Source organism: Cupriavidus cauae (assembly GCF_026210475.1).
Taxonomy (GTDB): Bacteria; Pseudomonadota; Gammaproteobacteria; order Burkholderiales; family Burkholderiaceae; genus Cupriavidus; species Cupriavidus cauae.
Map to the genome: position 1 here is coordinate 1,491,752 of NZ_CP080294.1, position 20,523 is coordinate 1,512,274.

Annotated in this window: 15 protein-coding genes; 8 read left to right on the forward strand and 7 right to left on the reverse strand. The window is 69.6% G+C overall.

Features of this window, described 5'->3' with window-relative positions; all coding sequences use genetic code 11:
* Window positions 1–165 precede the first annotated feature (165 nt).
* Complete coding sequence (locus tag KZ686_RS21915) at window positions 166–1,476, reverse strand: iron-containing alcohol dehydrogenase (RefSeq protein WP_265633657.1); 1,311 nt, start codon at window positions 1,474–1,476, stop codon at window positions 166–168.
* Window positions 1,473–2,315 (reverse strand): alpha/beta fold hydrolase, encoded by an 843-nt coding sequence (locus KZ686_RS21920; RefSeq protein WP_322784939.1) that lies wholly within the window; start codon window positions 2,313–2,315, stop codon window positions 1,473–1,475. Before KZ686_RS21920 ends, KZ686_RS21915 begins: the two co-directional genes overlap by 4 nt.
* A 296-nt stretch (window positions 2,316–2,611) precedes the next feature.
* Between KZ686_RS21920 and KZ686_RS21925 the strand changes: the two genes are divergently transcribed.
* From KZ686_RS21925 to purT, 5 genes are all read left to right on the forward strand, one after another.
* Entirely contained in the window at window positions 2,612–3,337 is a 726-nt protein-coding gene (locus KZ686_RS21925) for a GntR family transcriptional regulator (protein ID WP_149316521.1), read from the forward strand.
* A gap of 200 nt (window positions 3,338–3,537) precedes the next feature.
* On the forward strand, window positions 3,538–4,620 hold the full coding sequence (locus KZ686_RS21930; RefSeq protein ID WP_265633658.1) for a hypothetical protein: 1,083 nt from the start codon (window positions 3,538–3,540) through the stop codon (window positions 4,618–4,620).
* A gap of 175 nt (window positions 4,621–4,795) precedes the next feature.
* Window positions 4,796–5,587, forward strand: a complete 792-nt coding sequence (locus KZ686_RS21935; protein ID WP_150082475.1) for an SDR family NAD(P)-dependent oxidoreductase — start codon at window positions 4,796–4,798, stop codon at window positions 5,585–5,587.
* Between the two features lie 194 nt (window positions 5,588–5,781).
* Entirely contained in the window at window positions 5,782–7,812 is a 2,031-nt protein-coding gene (locus tag KZ686_RS21940) for a gamma-glutamyltransferase family protein (RefSeq protein WP_265633660.1), read from the forward strand.
* A 206-nt stretch (window positions 7,813–8,018) separates the two neighbouring features.
* The gene (gene purT, locus KZ686_RS21945; protein WP_265633661.1) at window positions 8,019–9,224 is read left to right on the forward strand and encodes a formate-dependent phosphoribosylglycinamide formyltransferase; all 1,206 of its coding nucleotides are present in this window, start codon (window positions 8,019–8,021) and stop codon (window positions 9,222–9,224) included.
* Here the strand turns inward: purT and KZ686_RS21950 are convergent.
* The gene (locus KZ686_RS21950; protein ID WP_265633662.1) at window positions 9,146–10,621 is read right to left on the reverse strand and encodes a sensor histidine kinase; all 1,476 of its coding nucleotides are present in this window, start codon (window positions 10,619–10,621) and stop codon (window positions 9,146–9,148) included. The genes purT and KZ686_RS21950 overlap by 79 nt on opposite strands.
* 2 nt (window positions 10,622–10,623) lie before the next feature.
* Complete coding sequence (locus KZ686_RS21955) at window positions 10,624–11,331, reverse strand: response regulator transcription factor (protein WP_265633663.1); 708 nt, start codon at window positions 11,329–11,331, stop codon at window positions 10,624–10,626.
* A gap of 378 nt (window positions 11,332–11,709) precedes the next feature.
* On the opposite strand from KZ686_RS21955, the gene KZ686_RS21960 reads away from it, so the two are divergent.
* A complete protein-coding gene (locus tag KZ686_RS21960; protein WP_407648624.1) occupies window positions 11,710–13,734 on the forward strand; it encodes a ligand-gated channel protein in 2,025 nt (674 codons plus the stop codon).
* A gap of 9 nt (window positions 13,735–13,743) precedes the next feature.
* Window positions 13,744–14,814 (forward strand): siderophore ABC transporter substrate-binding protein, encoded by a 1,071-nt coding sequence (locus KZ686_RS21965; RefSeq protein ID WP_265633666.1) that lies wholly within the window; start codon window positions 13,744–13,746, stop codon window positions 14,812–14,814.
* A gap of 162 nt (window positions 14,815–14,976) precedes the next feature.
* Here the strand turns inward: KZ686_RS21965 and KZ686_RS21970 are convergent, their stop codons facing one another.
* Window positions 14,977–15,474, reverse strand: a complete 498-nt coding sequence (locus KZ686_RS21970; protein WP_149316519.1) for a DinB family protein — start codon at window positions 15,472–15,474, stop codon at window positions 14,977–14,979.
* Window positions 15,475–15,648: 174 nt separating this feature from the next.
* Window positions 15,649–16,002, reverse strand: a complete 354-nt coding sequence (locus tag KZ686_RS21975; RefSeq protein ID WP_226106145.1) for a thioredoxin family protein — start codon at window positions 16,000–16,002, stop codon at window positions 15,649–15,651.
* Between the two features lie 168 nt (window positions 16,003–16,170).
* On the opposite strand from KZ686_RS21975, the gene KZ686_RS21980 reads away from it, so the two are divergent.
* Window positions 16,171–17,775: a methyl-accepting chemotaxis protein gene (locus KZ686_RS21980; RefSeq protein ID WP_265633668.1), complete on the forward strand. Its 1,605-nt coding sequence runs from the start codon at window positions 16,171–16,173 to the stop codon at window positions 17,773–17,775.
* Window positions 17,776–17,887: 112 nt separating this feature from the next.
* Here KZ686_RS21980 and KZ686_RS21985 read toward each other — a convergent pair whose 3' ends face one another.
* Window positions 17,888–20,515 (reverse strand): PEP/pyruvate-binding domain-containing protein, encoded by a 2,628-nt coding sequence (locus KZ686_RS21985; protein WP_265633670.1) that lies wholly within the window; start codon window positions 20,513–20,515, stop codon window positions 17,888–17,890.
* Window positions 20,516–20,523 lie beyond the last annotated feature (8 nt).

The following is a 20,523-nucleotide window of genomic DNA, read 5'->3' on the forward strand; positions in this document are numbered from 1 at the left end:
ATATTAGATGGATGCGATAGGTATGCAAACCGTGTGTGGCAGAACGCGGGCCGCGCTGGCGTCCGCGGTGCCGGGTGGTCGCCCGGAAAGCGTTATGCGGCGCGGCTTGCCGGGCGAAGCTCGGGATTTGCCCTAAGCCCGCCCCAAGCCGGCCCTACGCCGGCCCTAAGCCGCCTGCCTGGCGGACGCGGCGCCGCCATGGGCGGCGAGTTCGCCGCGCCACGCATGCTCGATCACGCGCGCATAGGTGCCCGGCACGTCGTCGACGGGGAACGCCTGCGCCAGCCGCGTGACGGCCAGTGCGTCGCGCGTCAGCGCGGGCAGCGCTTCGCGCGGGACGCCGATGGCCTGCAGGTTCGAGGGGATGTCGAGCGCGTCGATCAGATTGCGCACGGCCAGCGGCACGCCGGCGATGCGCGCCTCGTCGCTGCCCTGGTCGAGGCCGAACAGCGGCGCCAGCGCCAGCAGATCGGCACCGCGCGTAGTACGCAGCGCGTCCAGTACATAGGGCAGCATCACGGCGTTGGTGCTGCCGTGCGAGCGATGGGTCAGGCCCGCGACGGCATAGGCGATGCCATGTACCGCGTTCAGCCCGGCGCTGCCGTAGGACAGCGCGGCGTAGAGGCTGGCATAGGACATGCCGACGCGTGCCTCGATGTCGCGAACGCCAGCGTCACCGCTGTCGCCGTCGCCCCCCTTGCCGCTGTCGCGGTAGGCGCGCAGCAGGTAGCGGCTGCATAGTGCAATCGCCTCGCGGGAGAACAGCATGGTCAGCGCCGAGCGGCCGCTGTAGCCCGGATCGACGTTGCCTTGCCGTGGATAAGCCGCGCTGTCGACGGTCAGGTACGACTCGATCGCATGCGTCAGCGCATCGATGCCCGCGTCCGCGGTCACGCGCGGCGGGCAGGTGTAGGTGAACTCGGGGTCGATCAGCGCAATCTGCGGACGCAGCGCGTTGTCCATCACCGCGATCTTGGTCGCGTTGTCGGGATCGACGAGGATCGCGCCCGGCGTCGCCTCCGAGCCCGTGCCGGAGGTGGTCGGCAGCGCCACCAGCGGGATCGGCCGCATGCCGGCGGGCAACGTACCGGCGAAGTCGCGCACCGGCCGGCCTTCCAGCAGCGTCAGGCTCAGCGCCTTGGCGAGGTCGATATTGCTGCCGCCGCCGAGCGCCACCAGATGGTCCGGGACACGGCGGCCCAGCCGCTTGCGCAGCGCGAGCGTGGCCTCGTCGCACAGCGTCGTGCTGGGATCCGGCATGCCGCCGTCGTAGACCACCGTCTCGATGCCCGCGGCGCGCGCGGCCTCGATGTACTCGCCGACCCACGGCGTGCGTCCGGTGAAGAAGGGATCGGTGACGAGCACGCCGTGGCGATGGCCGAGCCGCTGCAGCAGCGCCGGCAATTGCGCGCGCGTACCGGGGCCGACGATCAGGCGCGCCGGCGCGCAGAAATAGACCAGGTCTTCGATTCTCATGGCAACTCCAGCGGGATGGACGAAGGAAGGGCGGTTGATCCGGCAGGGCGCATCGAATCGGCGAGCTGCTGCAACCAGGGCAGCGCGAGCTCGGCGACGGCAACGGCATGGCCGGTCAGCAAACCGTGGCCCGCCAGTTCGATGGTGGCCAGCCGGCTGCCAGGCAAACCATCGGCCAGCGCCTGCGCGTGCGCCCATGGGCAATCGCCGTCGTCGCGGCCATGGATGACCAGGGCCGGCATCGGCAGCGAGGGCAAGCGCGAACGCTGATCGCTTCCCCGGATCGCCTGCCACGTCCGCGCGACGGCGGCGTGGTCGGCTGCCTCGCTCAAGCCGAGCCGACGCTCGCGCGCGGCGATCTCGTCCATCAGCGCCGTACCCTCATCGGCGTGAAACCAGCGCGTCTCGCACAGGGCAGGGGAGCCCGACAGCAACAGCAGCGCGAGCGGTGCGCGTTCATCGCGATAGCGGTCGGCGTACTCGAGCGCCACCGACACGCCCATGCTCCATCCGGCCAGCACGAAGGGCCGCGCCTCGGCATGCCGCTGCACGACCTCGCGTACCGCGGCCGCATAACGCTCCAGCGTGTATCCGTCGACGGTGCCGGGCCGCGGCGCCGCCCCCCGCCCCTGCAGATTCGGCAGCACGAAGGTACAGAGCGCGCTCAGGCGCTGCGCCACCGGCAACCACGCCGCCCGCGTGCCCTGGATGCCGTGCAGCGCCACGACGCACAACGGCCCGCTGCCGACTTCGATCACGTCCATGGGGTCTGCTGCCATGGGGTCTGCTGCCATGGGGTCTGCTGCCATGGGGTCTGCTGCCATGGGGTCTGCTGCCATGGGGTCTGCTGCCATGGGGGCTCCTGTACATCTAATATATTAGATGGATCATAGTAGTGGACGCCGGTGAGTAAACGCAAGCGGGATGTCTCTGTCGTGGACCGTTCCGGGCGCGCGGCGCCATGAATCGTCGGCGGTCTGACGGACCGGGCGCGCGATTTTCACTGGAATGCCCATGTTCAACGATTGCTGAAAATGGTCATTCCAGTGAAAACCAGTCAGAGCCCGGGGGCGCCGCGCCTCCCCGAAAATGACTCATATACAATTTGCATTCGTCAAACATGCAAACGACGTCAATGGTCAAGAAAGCGGCGACAGTCAGGCGGGCGGCAGCGACCCATGTCGAGGACGAAGGTAGCGAGAACGGGGCGGGGCCGCGCGGGCGGCTGACGGATCAGGCCTATCGGTGGATCGAGGAAGCGATCGTCACGTTGCAGCTCGCGCCCGGTTCGTCGGTCTCCGAATTCCAGTTGAGCGAGATGACCGGTATCGGCCGCACGCCGATCCGCGAGGCGATACAGCGGCTGGCGCGCGAGCATCTGATCGTGGTGCTGCCGCAGCGCGGCCTGCTGATTCCGCCGATCGACGTGGCCAAGCAATTGCGGCTGCTGGAAACGCGTCGGGAGGTCGAGCGGCTGATCTGCCGCAGTGCGGCGCGCCGCGCCACCGTCGAGGAACGCCAGGCTTTCCGGCGGCTTGCCGCGGAGTTCGAGCGCTCGGTCAAGAAGGCGGATGAAGTGGCCTTCGTGCGCGCCGATGCGGGCTTCAACGAACTGTGCCTGCAGGCCGCGCGCAACGAGTTTGCCGAGGGCGCGATGCGGCTGATGCATGGGCTGTCACGCCGCTTCTGGTATTTTCACTACAAGCAGGCCGCCGATCTTCCCGAGATGGCGCGCCTGCACGCCCGTGTCGCCGCTGCCATCGCCGAGGGCGATGTCGAAGGCGCGGGCGCGGCGCTCGACGCGCTGCTGGACAATATCGAGGACTTTACCCGCGCGACCGTGCTGGGCGACCGCCGCTAGGGGTTGCCGGACCAGGCCCAGGCGAGGCCACCGCAACACCAGGGCAGCGCCGACGCAGAGCTCGGTGTGCCAAGGCAGGCCTTGGCAGACCCAGCGAGCAGGCCAAGGCAAGTCTCGCCACGGCCAAGGCCACGGCCACGGCAGGCCAACGGCGTCCAGCCGGCACGGCGCGGGTATGCAAACAAGGAAACCACCAACGCATGCCAAGCCGCCAGATTCGCCCGCTTCGACTGATCCCGGCCCTGCTGTGCAGCCTGCTGACGGCCACCGCCGTCGCACAATCGCCAACGTCGCTCACGTCGCCAACGTCGCCCACTTCGCCCACTTCGCCCACGTCGCCCACGTCGCCCACGTCGCCCACGTCGCCCACTCCGCTCGCATCGACCGATCCCGTCCCGGCCGCGGTCGAGGTCCGTAACCTGACGACACCGACCACCTGCGCCGAAGAGGACAACGTCTCCTTCGCGCTGTCCGCCGCGTCCATCCAGCGCTTCCGCGTCGAGGCGCTGCATCCCGCCTACATCGGCAAGATCCGCAAGGACAGCTCGGCGCCGGACTTCTCGGGCTGCAATTTCGGCGATACCCCGCATCCCACCGATCCGCGCCACAGCTTCAAGCCGCGCAAGGTTCGTCTGTATGATGGCAAGGACCTCGCGATCGTCGGCATCACCTTCGACAGCTTCTGGCGGCCCCAGCGCGTGCCGGTCACCGTGGGCGGGCGCAAGGATGGCGGTTTTCATCTGATCCAGTTCTTCGACAAGCGCAAGGGCCCCAAGGGCAAGGTCGTCGAGACCGAGGTGCTGGTGCTCTATCCGTCGGACGGCTACTGGCGCGCCAAGCCGCTGCCCGCGGCGCACCTGCCCGACAACGCCTATGGCTCCTCGTTCCTGATGGGGCCGGTACAGCAGGACCTGCGGCCGATCGTCGATATCGCCCACATCGATATCGATCCGCGCCAACGCACCATCGGCCTGCGCTTCACCGCCGGGGGCGAGGCGCAGGTGGCGATCCGCGAGATCAGCCGCACGCGCACCGCGCTCGATGTCGCCTTCCACCCGCCGTATCGCGCGCAGGCGCCGTTCGCGATGCTGCGCTCGATGTACGTGACCGAGGACAACGCCGACATGAGCCGCGTCAGCTGGCAGGACCCGGCGGGGCAGGCGCGCGACGCCACGGTCGCGGAGGTGTCGACCTGGCAGGCCGGCGACGTCCGCTTCGGACGCACCGTCCCGTCGCGGCACAACACCAGCGCACCGGACATCCGCTTCAGCGATTTCCGCTGACGTGCCGGCACGGCCTGCCGTCTTTGTAATTCCGGGCAACGGAAGCACGAAGCGGCGGGCGCGCGGTGGCATCGCAACGCGCGGAACGAACTTTGCTTGAGGGACGGGTTGGCCGTACCGCCCCCCGCAGCCTTGCGCCGGGCGATACGAATCGAGCCGCCATCAGGAGACCGCCGTGAACCAAGCCGCCCGTCCCTTTGCCGTCGTCACCGGTGCCTCGTCGGGCATCGGCTTCGAGCTTGCCCGCTGTTGTGCGATGCAAGGTTACGATCTGCTGATCGCGGCCGACGAGCCCGCCATCGACACCGCGGCGGTGGCCCTGCGCGATGCCGGCATGGCCGTCGATGCGCTGTGCGTGGACCTGGCCGATCCGGCCGGCGTCGAGGCGCTGTATCGCGCCACGAAGGGGCGTCCCGTCGACGTGCTGTGCGCCAACGCGGGCCGCGGCCTGGGCCGCGCCTTTCTCGACCAGGACTTCCGCGACATCCAGCGCGTGGTCGAGACCAATGTCACCGGCACGCTGGACTTGCTGCATCGCATCGGCCGCGACATGCGCGACCGCCGCACCGGCCGGATCCTGATCACCGGCTCGATCGCCGGCTTCATGCCGGGCACCTATCAGGCCGTCTACAACGCGACCAAGGCCTTCCTCGATTCCTTCTCGTTTGCGCTGCGGCACGAATTGCGCGATTGCGGGGTCACGGTGACCTGCCTGATGCCGGGCGCGACCGAGACCGATTTCTTCGAGCGCGCCGACATGCTCGACACGCGGCTGGGCCAGCAGAAGAAGGACGACCCTGCCGAGGTCGCGCGCGAGGGCTTCGAGGCGATGCTGCGGGGCGACGGCGACGTCGTCACCGGGTGGCAGAACAAGCTGCGCGCCGCGATCTCGAACGTGACACCGGCCGATCTGCTGGCCGAGCAGCACCGCCGCATGGCCGAGCCCGGCGGCGGCATGGAGCGGTGAGCCCGAGGAAGCGAAGGCTCGCCGCGCGCCAAATCGTCATTAAGGACCATTGCATAGCGGCCTTGCGCGTACTAGCGTCGTAGTTGTCGTTCCCCACCGCCGCCGTTCCGGCGCCCCATCCGCGCCGGCGGACGTTCGCATCCCGGGCACCGAGCCAGCCCTGCCAGCTGATGCCCGACAACAAGGAGACAGCCATGCGACAGCGCACGACCTTCGATCCCGCCCTTCCCGCATCCCCGCCGCGCAGACGCCCCCGCGGCTGGCTGATGATGGCCACCGCCGCGCTGTTGCTGTCCGCGTGCGGCGGCGACGATGACGACGACCACCATGGCCACAAGCCGCCGCCCCCGCAACCGGTGGCGGGCTGCGAGCTGAACGGCACGACCGGCGGCGAGGTGATCGTGCTGCCCGGCGAGCCCGGCGCTCCCGAGGTCGCCACCGGCTACGCGCCGAAGCGCACGGTCTATGCGAAGACGTACATGGCGGTGACCAACAATCCGGTGTCGACCAAGGTCGCCTGCGACATCCTGAAGGACGGCGGCACCGCGGTCGATGCGGCGGTGGCCGCGCAGATGGTGCTGAACCTCGTCGAGCCGCAGTCGTCCGGCATCGGCGGCGGCGCCTTCATCATGCATTACGACGCGCAGACGAAGAAGGTCATCGCCTACGACGGCCGCGAAACCGCGCCCTCCGGAGCCGACGAGAACTATCTGCGCTGGAAGTCCTCGACCGACCAGACCCCGCCGCTGCCCAACGCGGTGCGCAGCGGCCGCTCGATCGGCACGCCGGGCACGCTCCGCGTGCTCGAACTCGCCCATCGCGACTACGGCAAGAAGACCTGGAAGGAACTGTTCTCGCCGGCGATCAAGCTGGCCACCGACGGCTTCGCGATTCCGCCGCGCATGGCCGCGTCGATCTCCAGCGCCACCACCGTGCAGAACATCAAGCGCGATCCGGAGATGGCCGCCTACTTCCTGAACCCCGACGGCACGCCGCGCGCGGTCAATACGATCCTGAAGAACCCGGCGCTGGCGCAGACCTTCACCGCGGTGGCCGAGGGCGGGGCCGATGCCTTCTACAAGGACGGGCCGATCGCCCGCGCCATCGTCGACAAGATCCGCACCACCTACGATGGCGGCACCACGCCGGGCGTGACCACGCTCGACGATCTCGCCAACTACCAGGCCAGGAAGCGCGAGCCGGTCTGCACCACCTATCGGCAATACGAGATCTGCGGCATGCCGCCGCCGTCCTCGGGCGGCATCGCGGTCGGGCAGATTCTCGGCATCCTCGAGAACTTCGACATGGCCAGCCATGCGCCCACCAGCATGGACCAGAACGGCGGAAAGCCCAGCGTCACCGGCGTGCACCTGGTCGGCGAGGCCGGCAATCTGGCCTATGCGGATCGCAACCAGTACGTGGCCGACACCGACTTCGTGCCGTTGCCCGGCGGCAGCCCGGACACGATGCTCAACAAGAGCTATCTGGCCCAGCGCGCCGGCATGATCAGCCTGACCGCGGCGATGCCGCGGCCCGTGCCGGCCGGCAACTTCGGTGGGGCGCCGATGGGGGCGCCGATCATCGCCGAGCGCGGCACCACGCATCTGTCGCTGGTCGACAAGTACGGCAACGTGGTGGCGATGACGACGACGATCGAATCGGGACTGGGCTCGTACCACATGACCGGCGGCTTCCTGCTGAACAACGAGCTGACCGATTTCAGCGCGGAGCCGGTCGATGCGAACGGGGCGCAGATCGCCAATCGCGTGCAGCCGCTGAAGCGCCCGCGCAGCTCGATGTCGCCGACGCTGGTGTTCGAGCGCAAGGGCGACGGCAGCCGCGGCGACTTCAAGATGACCACCGGTTCGCCGGGCGGGGCCACCATCATCCAGTACGTCGCCAAGACGCTGGTCGGCGTGCTCGACTGGAAGATGGACGCGCAGCAGGCGGTGTCGATGATCGACTTCGGCTCGAACAACGCGACGATGATCGTCGGCGGCGAGCATCCGAACGTCGATACCAGCACGCCGCAGGGCGGACTGCCGGGCGACAACGATCCGCTGGTCAAGGGCCTGCGCAATCTGGGCCACAACGTCAGCGTGGGTAACCAGTCCAGCGGCCTGAGCGCGATCGTGCGGGAGACGATCGGCGGGGCGCCGGCGCTGGTCGGCGGCGCCGATCCGCGGCGCGAGGGCGTGGTGCTGGGCGATACGTTCCGGCCGTGATGTCGGCGCGCTAGCGCCCTGGTCGTGCGGCGGGCCGGATCCTGTGCGAGCAGGTCCGGCCCGCTGCGCTTGCATTGCCGCTGAGGACCCGGGGAATCCCGGTGTGGCCGCGTGCAGCGCCGGCGCAGCCCCGCGGCACCGCGGCCCCTGCGCCCGGTACAATGCCCGCTTTCCGCCCGCCCTGATTTCTTATCCCCCTCGCTCCCATGACCACGCTAGGAACGCCCCTTTCTCCCCGCGCCACCAAAGTGATGCTGCTCGGCTCCGGAGAGCTCGGCAAGGAAGTGCTGATCGCCCTGCAGCGGCTCGGCGTCGAAACCATCGCGGTCGACCGCTACGACCGCGCGCCGGGCCAGCAGGTCGCGCACCACGCGCGCACCATCGCGATGAGCGACCCCGACCAGCTGAAGGCGCTGATCGAGGCCGAGCGGCCCGACCTGGTGGTGCCCGAGATCGAGGCGATCGCCACGCCGATGCTCGAAACGCTGGAAGCGGCCGGCACGGTCCGCGTGATTCCGACCGCCCGCGCCGCGCGCCTGACGATGGACCGTGAGGGCATTCGCCGCCTGGCGGCCGAGACGCTGGGCCTGCCGACCAGCCCGTATCGCTTCTGCGATTCGCTGCAGGAACTGCGCGACGCCATCGACGGCGGCATCGGCTACCCGTGCGTGGTCAAGCCGGTGATGAGCAGCTCGGGCAAGGGCCAGAGCAAGCTCGACGGCCCGCAGGACGTCGAGCGGGCGTGGGAATACGCGATGGCCGGCGGGCGCGTCAGCCACGGCCGCGTGATCGTGGAAGGCTTCATCGATTTCGATTACGAGATCACGCTGCTGACCGTGCGCGCCCGCGGCGCCGACGGCAGCATCGAGACGCATTTCTGCGAGCCGATCGGCCATCTGCAGCAGGCCGGCGATTACGTCGAGAGCTGGCAGCCGCATCCGATGCATCCCGCCGCGCTGCAGAAGGCGCGCGAAATCGCCCGCGCGGTGACCGGCGACCTCGGCGGGCAGGGCCTGTTCGGCGTCGAGCTGTTCGTCAAGGGCGAGCAGGTCTGGTTCAGCGAGGTCAGCCCGCGCCCCCACGATACCGGCATGGTGACGATGATCACGCAGTGGCAGAGCGAGTTCGAACTGCATGCGCGCGCGATTCTCGGCCTGCCGGTCGATACCACGCTGAAGAGCCCGGGCGCCAGCGCAGTGATCTATGGCGGCGTGGACGGCGAGGGCGTGGTGTTCGATGGCGTCGACCAGGCGCTGCGCGTGCCGCGCACCGATCTGCGCCTGTTCGGCAAGCCGGAGAGCTTCGCCAAGCGCCGCATGGGCGTGGCGCTCGCCTACGACGCCGACGTCGAGGCCGCGCGGGCCAACGCGCGCGAAGTGGCGGGCAAGGTCGTGCCGCGGCTGCCGGACTGATCCACCGCCCGCGGCAGCCACATGCCGACCCACAGCCCGCGCGGCAAGGCATTGCGCGCCGCGATGCCACCGCCGTGCGCCGCGATGCTCGCCATGGCGATGCTCAGGCCAAGCCCGGAGCCCTCACTGTCCGGCCGCGCGCCGTCGCGGACCCGATAGAAGGGCTCGAACAGGTGCGGCAGCGCGTCGGGCGGCACGCCCGGCCCGCCATCGACGATATCGAGTTCGAGGCGATCGCCTGCGGTGCGCAGCGTCACGCGGATCGGCGCGCCCGGATCGGTATGCCGGATCGCGTTGCGCAGCACGTTGTCGATCGCGCTGGACAGGCGCACGCGGTCTCCCATCACCATGGCGGGCGGCGGCGCGGTCCATTCGACGGAGACGCCGCGCGCCGCGGCTTCGAAACGGGCGTCCTCGACCACGGCGTCCACCACGCCGACCAGTTCCAGCGGCTGCAACGGCAGCCCCTTGGCGCCGAGCCGGGCCAGCGTCAGCGTATGCGCGACCAGGCCGTCGAGCCGCTCGATCTCGCGTTCGATCCGATCGAGCTGCACCGACAGCCGGCCATCGTCGCGCCTGGCCAGTTCGCTCGACACCTGCAGCCGCGCCAGTGGCGAGCGCAGTTCATGGGCGATATTGCGCAGCATCCGTTCACGCGATCTGACCAGCGCCTCCAGCCGCGCCGCCATGCTGTCGAAGTCGCGCGCCAGATGGCCGAGTTCGTCGGCACGCGAGGCCATCGCGGGCGGCATGCGCGCGCGCAGATCGCCGCCGGCCAGGGCACGGACCGCCTCGCGCAGGCTCCGCACCGGCGCCGTGACATGGCGCGTCAGCGCCCAGCACAGCGGCGCGCTGACCGCCAGCGCGAACAGGCCCAGCGCCAGCATCACCGGCGACAGGTGCAGCATCTCCCAGCGCGAGGAATCGAACGGCAGGAAGACCATCAGCAGGTCCTCGCCATCAGGCAGCGGGATCGCCTGCGGGTCCCACCATGACACGCTGGCGCCGGGCGCGAGCGGCAGCGTGCCGCGATCGTGGTCGAGCGGCGCGCTCGCGTCGAGCGCATGGCGGGGGCGTTCCAGCGTACTGACCCAGTCATGGACCCGTGTCGGCAGGCGGCGGCCGAGGATGTCGACGTTGTGCTCGTCGACCAGGTAGATCTGCAGCGCCGAAAAGCGCGAGTCCATCGCGCGCACCCAGCGTTCCAGACCCGGCCGGCCCTGCGTGCGCGCGATCTGCAGCGCGTCGTAGGTCAGGCTGGCGGGATTGAGGCCGTCCAGTGCCTGGAAGCGATACCAGGCGACCGACGCGGTCAGCGCCATGCCGATCGCCACGATCGCGGCCATGCCGGCCCAGAAGGCGAGGAAGTTGCGCCAGAACAGCGGCAGCGAGGCCATCGTCACGCCACCAGCACGTAGCCGCGTCCGCGCTGGTTGCGGATCGCGGTCGTGGCCGCGGAGCCGTCCCCGCCGAGCTTGCGGCGCAGGCTGCTGATATGCGTGTCGATGCTGCGGTCGTAGCGGTCGGGCACGCGCCCCAGCGCGTACTGGCCGAGCTGTTCGCGCGCCACCACCTGGCCGGCCGAGCGCATCAGCATTTCGAGAATCCGCGTTTCCGTGCCCGTCAGCGAGGCCTCGCCATGGGCCTGCGTGACCTTGCCGGAGACCACGTGCAAGGTCAGCCCGCCGACCGTCTGCGTGTCGGCCCCGCTGTCCGGTGTCGAGTCGAAGCGGCGCAGCACCGCGCCGATGCGCGCCTTCAGTTCGCGCGGGCTGAACGGCTTGGCCAGATAATCGTCGGCGCCCAGCTCCAGCCCGATCACGCGATCGGTCTTGTCGCCATGCGCGGTGAACATGATGACCGGGCGCTGCGAACGCGCGCGATGCCGGCGCAGCAGTTCGAGCCCGTTGCCGTCGGGCAGCATCAGATCGAGCAGCGCCAGGTCGTGGTCGCCGCGCGCGAGCAGCGCCTCGCCGTCGGCGCCGCGATGTGCGATCGAGAATTGCCAGCGCTCCGGCTCGAAATACTCGCGCAGCATCTGCGTCAGTTCGACGTCGTCGTCGATCAGCAGGATGCGGCGGGGCGCGTCGGGCGAGCGTACTTGCATGCGTGTCGAAGGGGTGAAGCACCGTCCCGGCGGCGCGATCGCGCGCCACGTCAAGAAGTGCAAAGAAGTCAAAAGCTGTCCAAAGCTCGTTGATGAGCCCGGCGGGCCACATTCTAATATGAGAATGATTGTCATTCACAGAATCGGCCGCGTACGACGTGCCGGGCATACGGGGAAATCGCGAGCATGAGCAGTAGCAGCAACGACATGGGCAGCGGCGCGGCCAGCGGTGGCGCGAGCTTGATGACGGTAACGACGGGGACGACTGGAACGACCGGGACGACGGGAATGACGCGGCACCGGGCAACGACTCGGCGACGCAAGCTGCGCGCGGTGGCAAGGGTCGCGGCGATGCTGTGCGCGGGCGGCGGCGGATGGATGGCAGGCGGTGCGCTGGCGCAGCAAGCCGCCGGCGAGGCGATCTCGCCGGCAACACGCGCCACATCGGCCACATCGGCCACACCGGCCACACCGGCCACACCGGCCACACTGGCCGCGCCAGCCACACCAGCCACGCTGGAAACCGTGGTCGTCACCGCCTCCGGCTACGAGCAGCAGATCAAGGAGGCGCCCGCCTCGATCTCGGTGATCACGCGCGACGAACTCGAGAAGGGCGCCTATCGCGATATCAACGACGCGCTGATCGGCGTGCCCGGCGTGGTCGTCACCGGCGGCGCCGACCGCCAGGACATCAGCCTGCGCGGCATGGGCGCCAAGTACACGCAGATCCTGATCGACGGCAAGCGCCAGAATTCGCGCGAGACCCGCACCAATTCCGACAGCGCCGGGGTCGAGGGCGGCTGGACGCCGCCGCTGGCCGCGATCGAGCGGATCGAGGTGGTGCGCGGCCCGATGTCCTCGCTGTACGGTTCCGACGCAATGGGCGGCGTGATCAACATCATCACGCGCATGGTGCCGAAGCGATGGACCGGCGAGGTGCGCACCGACGCCACGCTGCAGCAGCACAGCCACTCCGGCAACATCTACCAGGGCAATTTCTATCTGGCCGGCCCGCTGCAGACCGACCTGCTGGGCCTGCAGCTGTACGGCCAGTACACGCACCGCGAAGAGGACCACATCCCCTACGGATTTCGCGGCCGCGACACGCGCAACATCACGGCGAAACTCGCGCTGACGCCGAACCGCCATCACGACATCGTGCTCGAGGCCACCTCGATGCGGCAGAACATCGAGGAGACGCTGGGCAGGACCGTGGCGCCGCTGCCGCCCGGCGCGAGCTGCCCGCGCACCGGCTGCCCGGCATCGTCCGAGACCGACTATCGCAGCGAGAAATACGCGCTGTCGCACACCGGCCGCTGGGGCTTCGCGACCTCGGACAGCTATATCCAGCAGGAGGAGTTCGACAACCGTACGCGCCGGATGAAGATCCGGAATCTGGACATGCGCACCAGCTGGACGATGCCGCTCGGCAACCACATGCTGACCGTCGGCGCGAACTATCTGAACCAGCGCCTGAACGACAAGACCGGCAACCAGATCGCCGGCGGCCCGAACCAGGTCGAGCGCTATCAATGGGCGCTGTTCGCCGAGGACGAATGGCGGCTGACCGAGCGTTTTGCGCTGACCGGCGGCCTGCGCATGGACAAGGACGAGAAGTTCGGCGACCACTACAGTCCGCGCCTGTACGGCGTCTGGCAGGTGGCCGACCGCTGGACCGTCAAGGGCGGCGTCTCGACCGGTTTCCGCGCGCCCGACCTGCGCCAGACCGTGGCGGGCTGGGGCCAGACCAGCCGGGGCGGCAATATGTACGGCAACCCGGACCTGAAGCCCGAGACCTCGGTCACGCAGGAAATCGGCCTGCTGTACGACAACGGCACCGGCTTCCAGGCCGACTTCACGGTGTTCAACAACGACTTCAAGGACAAGATCACCCGCGTCGCCTGTCCGCTCACGCAGTGCACCGATGGACCGAACCAGTTCGGCGCCAATCCGACCACCTACATGAACGTCGACAAGGCGTACTCGCGCGGTATCGAGGCGAACCTGAAGTGGCCGCTGGCGCGCGACTGGTCGCTGGTCGGCAGCTATACCTTCACCAAGTCCGAGCAGGAGAGCGGCCAGTACCAGGGCCAGCCGCTGAACCAGCTGCCGAAACACCTGCTGACCGCGACGCTGAACTGGCAGGCCACCGGCGCGCTGCGCGCCTGGACCCGCGTCAACTATCGCGGCAAGGAAAGCCAGCCGATCACCGGGCCGTCGTCGAGCACCGTGGTGGCGCCGTCGTACACCTTCGTCGACCTCGGCGCTACCTATGCGGTCAACAAGAACGTGTCGGTGTTCGCCGGCATCTACAACCTGTTCGACAAGTCGGTCCGCTATGCCGACTACGGCTATGTCGAAGACGGCCGGCGCTACTGGATGAGCGTCTCGGTCAAGTTCTGAGGAGTGGCCATGCAATCGATTCCGTTCACGATGTCCGCTGCGACGCGGGCCTTGCGCCGCGCCCCTGCCGGCGCGCTCGCCGCGGCGTGCGTTGCGTCTTCTGCGTTCTGCTGCGCCGCCATTGCGGCGGCACCGGCGGCACCGGCGGCACCGGTGGCAACGCTCCCCGCCACCGGAACCACGCTGTCGATCGCCCATGCAAAGGGCACCACGACGCTGCCGGCGCAGCCGGCCAAGGTGGTCACGATGGACCTGGCCGCGCTCGATACGCTGGACGCGCTCGGCGTGCCGGTCGCGGGCGTTCCCGCCACGACGCTACCCCCGCATCTGGCCCGCTATCGCAGCGACAGCGTGGTCAAGGTCGGCACGCTGTTCGAACCGAACCCGGCCGTGATCGAGGCGATCGCGCCAGGCCTGATCGTCATCGGCGGACGGTCGGCGAAGCAGTACGAGGCGCTGTCCCGTCTCGCGCCGACGGTGGACCTGAGCATCGATCGCGCCGACCGCATCGGCAGCATCGCACGCCATGCCGAGAGCCTGGGCCGCGTGTTCGGCCGGCAGCAGCCGGCGGCGACCGCGGTGCAGGCGCTACGCGCCGGCGTGGAGACGCTGAAGCAAAAGGCGGCCACCGCGGGCACCGCGCTGGTGGTGCTGACCGCGGGCGAGAACATCAGCGCGCAAGGGCCGGGCTCGCGCTTCGGCACCGTGCACGACGCGTTCGGCTTCCAGGCCGCGCTGCCGGATCTGAATCCGGAGGGCAGGGGAACGAAGCTGACGGTGCAGCAGATCCGCGACGCCAATCCCGACTGGCTGTTCGTGATCGACCGCGACGCGGCGGTCGGCAAGCCGCCCTCGGCGGCGCTGGCCTCGCTCGACGGCGGCGCACTGGGGCGCAATGCCGCCGGCAAGCCGGTGCGCGTGGTCAAGCTCGATCCGAACCTGTGGTACCTGATGGATGGCGGCGGGCTGCGCGGCATGCAGCTGACCGTGCGGCAACTGAGCGACGCGATCGGCAGCGCAACGGCGCAGGGCTTCGCGGCACCGGCGATCGCGGCAAGCGAGCGCTTTTTGCAGCGTTAGGCCAGCGCCAACCCAGCGCCAGCCCGCATGAGGCCAGCGTCAGCCCGCATGAGGCCATCGTCAGCCCGCATGAGGCCAGCGTCAGGCCAGCGTCAGGCCAGCGTGAGGTCAGCGTGAGGTCAGCGTCGGGCCAGCGTTATCCGGGCGCGTCCGCCGCGCTGCTCAGGCCAATGGCTCGGCGTGGATCTTCCCCAGCAGCCACTGCATTCCGGCCAGATGCTGCTGGTCGTGGCTGCACAGGTAATGCACGAGGCTGCGGACCGTCAGCGCTCCGTAGCCCTCGAACTCCGCCGTGCGGGCAAGCTGCCGATCGTCCAGGCCGGCGATCAGCGCGACGGTCTTCTCGCGCGCCGCGCGGAAGTCCGCGAGCACCTGCGCGGCATCGGCGGTCGCATAGCCTCGCTCGATCGCCAGCGCGTCGCCGTCGATCGATGGCAGCAGCGGATGCGTCTCGGCGAGTGCGCGCGCGAAGCGCACGTGATAGCCATCGATCTCGATATCGCGAACGTGGCACAGCTGGCCGATCGCGGTGAACGGCTCGCTCGGCACGCCTTCCCAGCTGGCCGGGGACCAGTTGCGATGGGTGGCCGGAACGGCCGCGTGGAAGACTTCCAGTTGGCGCGGGAAATCGCGCAGGGCGGCAAGGGTGGCGGGGTCGATCATGTCGTGGGGGCGTTGGTACGCGACGTGAGGGTACGCATCGCGCAATGTACCCAGCCGCGGGGCACGCGGGCAATCATCACGCCGCTGTTTTCCCTTGCCGGACCGGAACAGAGAGAGTCAGCCCGGACATGCCCCCACAGGCAACACCGACCGCTCAGACCCGCACCAACGCTAGGCGGCGGCCGCCTCGTCCCCGGCATTCCGATCGATTTGCCGCATCGCCTTCTCGATTTCGTCCGCATCGGTCGGCCTCACCAGCCGCGCCACCTCCTTGCCGTCGCGCAGGAACACCAGGGTCGGCCACAGCTTGATGCGGAACGAGCGGCCGAGCGGGCGGCCGCTGCCGTCCTCGACCTTGATGTGCCGCACCTGCTGATGGCGCGAGAAGGCCGAGGCAATCGGCGCCTGCGCCCGCATGCAGTAGCCGCACCAGGGTGCGCCGAATTCCAGCACAGCGGCGCCGGGCAACGCGTCGATATCCTCGCGTGGCGGTTCGATCGCCATATAGGTTTCGGACATGGCCATTTGTCGTCTCCGTATTTGTCCTCGATATCCCGATCTAGCGAAATTCACGCCAGGCAGGGCTCAAGAGTGCCGCGGGGCTGACGTAAACCCTGAATGAAACCACACTAACATCAGAATTAAGCGGCTACTGAGCCGCTTTTTTGATGATAGCCGTCCCCTGGCCCCATCATGAACATCAGTCAACGTCTGCTTTTCACGCTGTTCTTCTCCCTGCTCGCCTTGCTGGTCGTCGGCATCGGCGGCATCTGGCAACTGAACCAGGCCGAACAACGCCTGGAGTATTTCAACGAAAACACCCTGACCAGCGTCCGCCGGCTCAATGCGATCAAGGACAGCACCACCGCGATCCGGGTCCAGCTGTATCGCCATGCGCTCGCCGACGACGCGAAGGCCAAGGACGACGCCGAGCAGGAGATCGCCAACGCGATCAAGCGCTTCGACGATCTGGCCGCCCGGTACGAGCGCGAGGACATCTCCAACGATGCCGACCGCAAGCTGCTGGAGGAGGACCGCGCCGCGCTGGCACGCTATCGCGCCCAGCATCCCGCTTTCTTTGCGCTGTCCCGCACCAACGACACCGCCGGCCTGCACGCGATGCTGTCGTCGGGCGAGCTGCATCTGGCCTCGGGCGCGCTGCGCAAGCAGATCGACGCGCATCTGGACTTCAACAGCAAGATGGGCGACGACTCGGTGGTGGAGAACCAGCGCGCCAGCGCGATCGCGGTGCGCGTGTTCGGCACCGTCATCGGCGTGACCGTGCTGATCGTCGCCGTGCTGGCGTGGCTGCTGTATCGCCGCATCCGCGACAGCCTGGGCGAGATGCAGGCCAGCATGGAGCATGTCAGCGAAACGCTGGACCTGAGCCATCGCTCGCCGGTGCGCCGTCTCGACGAGGTGGGCCGCACCGCGCAGAGCTTCAATGCGCTGCTCGACCGCGTCGCCGCGGCGATGCGCGAGGTGCGCCAGTCGAGCGATTCGGTCGGCGTGGCCGCACGCCAGATCGCGGCCGGCAACGCCGACCTGTCGTCGCGCACCGAGCAGCAGGCCGCCTCGCTCGAGGAGACCGCGTCCAGCATGGAAGAGCTGACCACCACGGTGCGCCATAACGCGGACAGCGCGCGCCAGGCCAGCACGCTGGCCGACAACGCCGCCGCCGTGGCGCATCACGGCCATGTCGCCACCGGCCAGATGGTCGAGACCATGGGCGCGATCAGCACCAACTCGAACCGCATCGCCGAGATCACGGGCATGATCGAGGGCATTGCCTTCCAGACCAACATCCTGGCGCTGAACGCCGCGGTGGAAGCCGCGCGAGCCGGCGAACAGGGCCGCGGCTTCGCCGTGGTGGCCGGCGAGGTGCGCACGCTGGCGCAGCGCTCGTCGAGCGCCGCCAAGGAGATCAAGGAACTGATCGACGCCTCGGTGTCGACGGTGCGCACCGGCTCGGCCCAGGCCGAAAGCGTGGGCGCGACCATGAACGAGATCCAGCAGGCAGTCAAGCAGGTTTCCGCCATCATCGGCGAGATCGCCGCGGCCACCGGCGAACAGAGCCGCGGCATCGAGCAGGTCAACCAGGCGGTCGGCCAGATGGACCAGGTCACGCAGCAGAACGCCGCGCTGGTCGAGGAAGCCGCCGCCGCCGCGCATTCGCTGGACGAACAGGCAACGCGCCTGCTCGAAACGGTCGCGATGTTCCGCCTCGCGGCGGGCCACGGTGCCGCTGCGCCGTCGAAGGGCGCGGCGGTTGCCCGCGCGCAGCTGGCCGCGGCCTGACGCTGGACGCACCGGCCTGAGCCTGGACGGCTTCGGCTTCGACAGCTCGTGCTTGGACGGCGCGCTTCGACGGCTCCGGCGTCGACGGCTCGGGCTTCGACAGTTCGGGCCGCTAGCGGGCGGCCACCCGTTTTGCGGCCATCCGCTGTACGGTGCCGCGATTGCCGTCCACCGCCAGCGTGTCGCCGTCGGCCAGTTGCGACAGGATGCCGGGCAGATTGACCACGGCCGGAATGCCGAACTCGCGCGCGACGATCGCGCCATGCGACAGGTAGCCGCCGGTCTCCATCACGAGGCCGCCGGCGCGCAGGAACAGCGGCGTCCAGGCCGGATCGGTGCTGGGCGCCACCAGGATGTCGCCATTGGCCATCGCCGTCGCCTGTTGCGGGCTGCGTGCGACGCAAGCGGGTCCCTGCGCCTGCCCGGCGCCGACTGGCGTGCCGGACCAGCGCCCGGCGGCGGCATCTGCCACCGACGCGGCGCTCGGTTCCGACGAGGGGAACACCGCCGGCAATGCGCCCGGCTGCTCGACGATCACCGCAGGCTCGGTCTGCCCGGCCTGACGCGCCAGCGTTTCGGCGCGCCGCGCCGCGCGCCGGGCGGCGTGCTGCAGCGGCATCCGGCCTTCCGCGGCCGCGAGCAATTCGAACGCGGTCAGATGGAACACATCGTCGGCCCGCTTCAAGCCGGCGTCGTTGCCGTTCTCCTTGTCGTCCTCGTTGCTGCCCTCGTCAGCGTTCGCGCCCGCACGGGTCAACTGCGCGCCTAGCGCCAGCGCGGTGCGCCGCACCACTTCGAGATACCGCATCAACGCGCTGCGCGCCGCCTCGCGCTGATTGCACTCGCGCGTCGCGACCCGCACCATCCGCCGCAGCAGCGGCAGCATCGCGGGGCGAGCCAACGGCGGTATCGCGGCGCGCAGACGCTGCCACGCCTGGCGCGCGGCATCGCGCTGGCGCTGCCGCACCGCGTGCGCGTCGCTGCCGATCATGCCAAGCACGGTGTCGAGCAGATAGTCAGGTGCCTCGCGCCAGCGCGGCTGCCGCACATAGCTTTCCGCGGTGGCGCGATGGCCGTAGCGCTCCAGGAATTCGGCGAACGCGCGGCGAAAGGGACTGTGCGCGGGCAGCCGTTGCTCCCACTGCGCGCCGATCCGCTGCGGACTGCGCAGCCACGCCAGCGCTTCGGCATCCGCCGCGGCGGTCTCGGCCAACGCGATCAGCGCATAGCCCTGCTGCGCGGTGACGCTCGGCTCGCCCCCGGCCATCAGCGCCGCGGTCACCGCATAGCCCTCGCCGGGGCAGTACTTCTCGACCAGATCGACCAGCCCGGCGAGCGTGCCGCCGGCCGAGCCCTGCAGGAAGAACAGCGGATCGGCCTGCGCGACCGTGCGGAACTGCTCGCGCAGCAGCCGGGCCAGCGCGCCGCGATCGGCGGGCAGCGCCTGCTCGCGCCACTGGCGCGTCTGCTCGGCGGCGCGCGCCAGCGCCGCTTCGCCCAGGCGTCGTTGCCGCGGCGAGCGCGCCAGATAGCGCAGCATGCGCAGGCCGCGGGCGAGGCGGTCGCGCGCGCTGGGAGGCGGCACCGCGATCTCCGGCTGCGTGCCGCCGAGCAGGCCGTTGACGGCGTCGGGACGCACGCCCAGCGCGTCGTAGCACTCCCACTGCATCAGCGACACGTCGAGATACAGGCGGCCGTCGAACAGCGCCGCGTGCTCGGTGCCGGGCAGGATCGGATAGCCGGACAGCGAAAAGCCCAGCGTCAGCATCCGGTTGGCCATCGTGCGGCAGCCGTGCCAGTCGAGCGCGGACAGCGGGTCGGGCATGATCTCGCGGGTATTGCCGCGCGACCAGTAGCGCGGCTGCTCGCGCAGCGCCGGATAGGTGTGCCGCGCACGCGCGGTGACGGGCCTGGCCTGCACGATCCAGAAGCGCTCGCCGTCCCAGACCCATTCGATGTCATAGCGGGGATTGGCGAAGTCCAGCGCGCTGGCGGCATCGCGCGACAGCCCGCCGAGCGCGATGGCCTGCGCGTCGGACAGTACCGCCTCGGCGGCCTGCTGCGCGGGCGTGTCGATCACCGTGGTGCCGCCGCCGGACAGGACCCGCGTCATGCGCTGCTTGCCGCCGAGGCGGCGCGCGATCACGCGCAGCGCATCGTCGCCATCGGTGCTTTCGTTGCTCTGCAGCCGATATTCGTCGCCATCGGCCTGTCCGCCGACCAGCGCTTCGCCCAGGCCCCAATGCGCGTGGATCAGCAACTGATCGTCGCGGCCGGACAGCGGGTCGCAGGTGAAGGCGATGCCGGCCGCCACCGCCGGCAGCAGCGGCATCACGACCACCGCCATCGCCGGTTGGTGTCCTTGCCGGTCGAGACCGAGGCGTTGCCGATAGGCGACCGCCGCCGGCTCCCACACCGAATCCCAGGCCGCCTGCACCGCCTCGGCCACGGCATCCACGCCGGTCACGTTCAGCCGTGACAGGTGAATGCCGGCGAACGAGGCCTGCGCCGAATCCTCCTGCGGGGCCGACGAGCGGACCGCGAGCGGCGTGGTTTCCCAATCCCGCACCGCCAGTTCGCGCGCGAGCGCGTCGCGCAGGGCCTGGGGCACCGGATCGCCGGCGCGCCGGCCGCGGCTCGCGTCGGCATGGATCACGAAGCCGTCGGGCACCGGCACGCCGAGCTGCGCCATCAGCGCCAGCTGCCAGCCCTTGCCGCCGGCGGCGGCCGGCCCTTGCACCGCGGCGG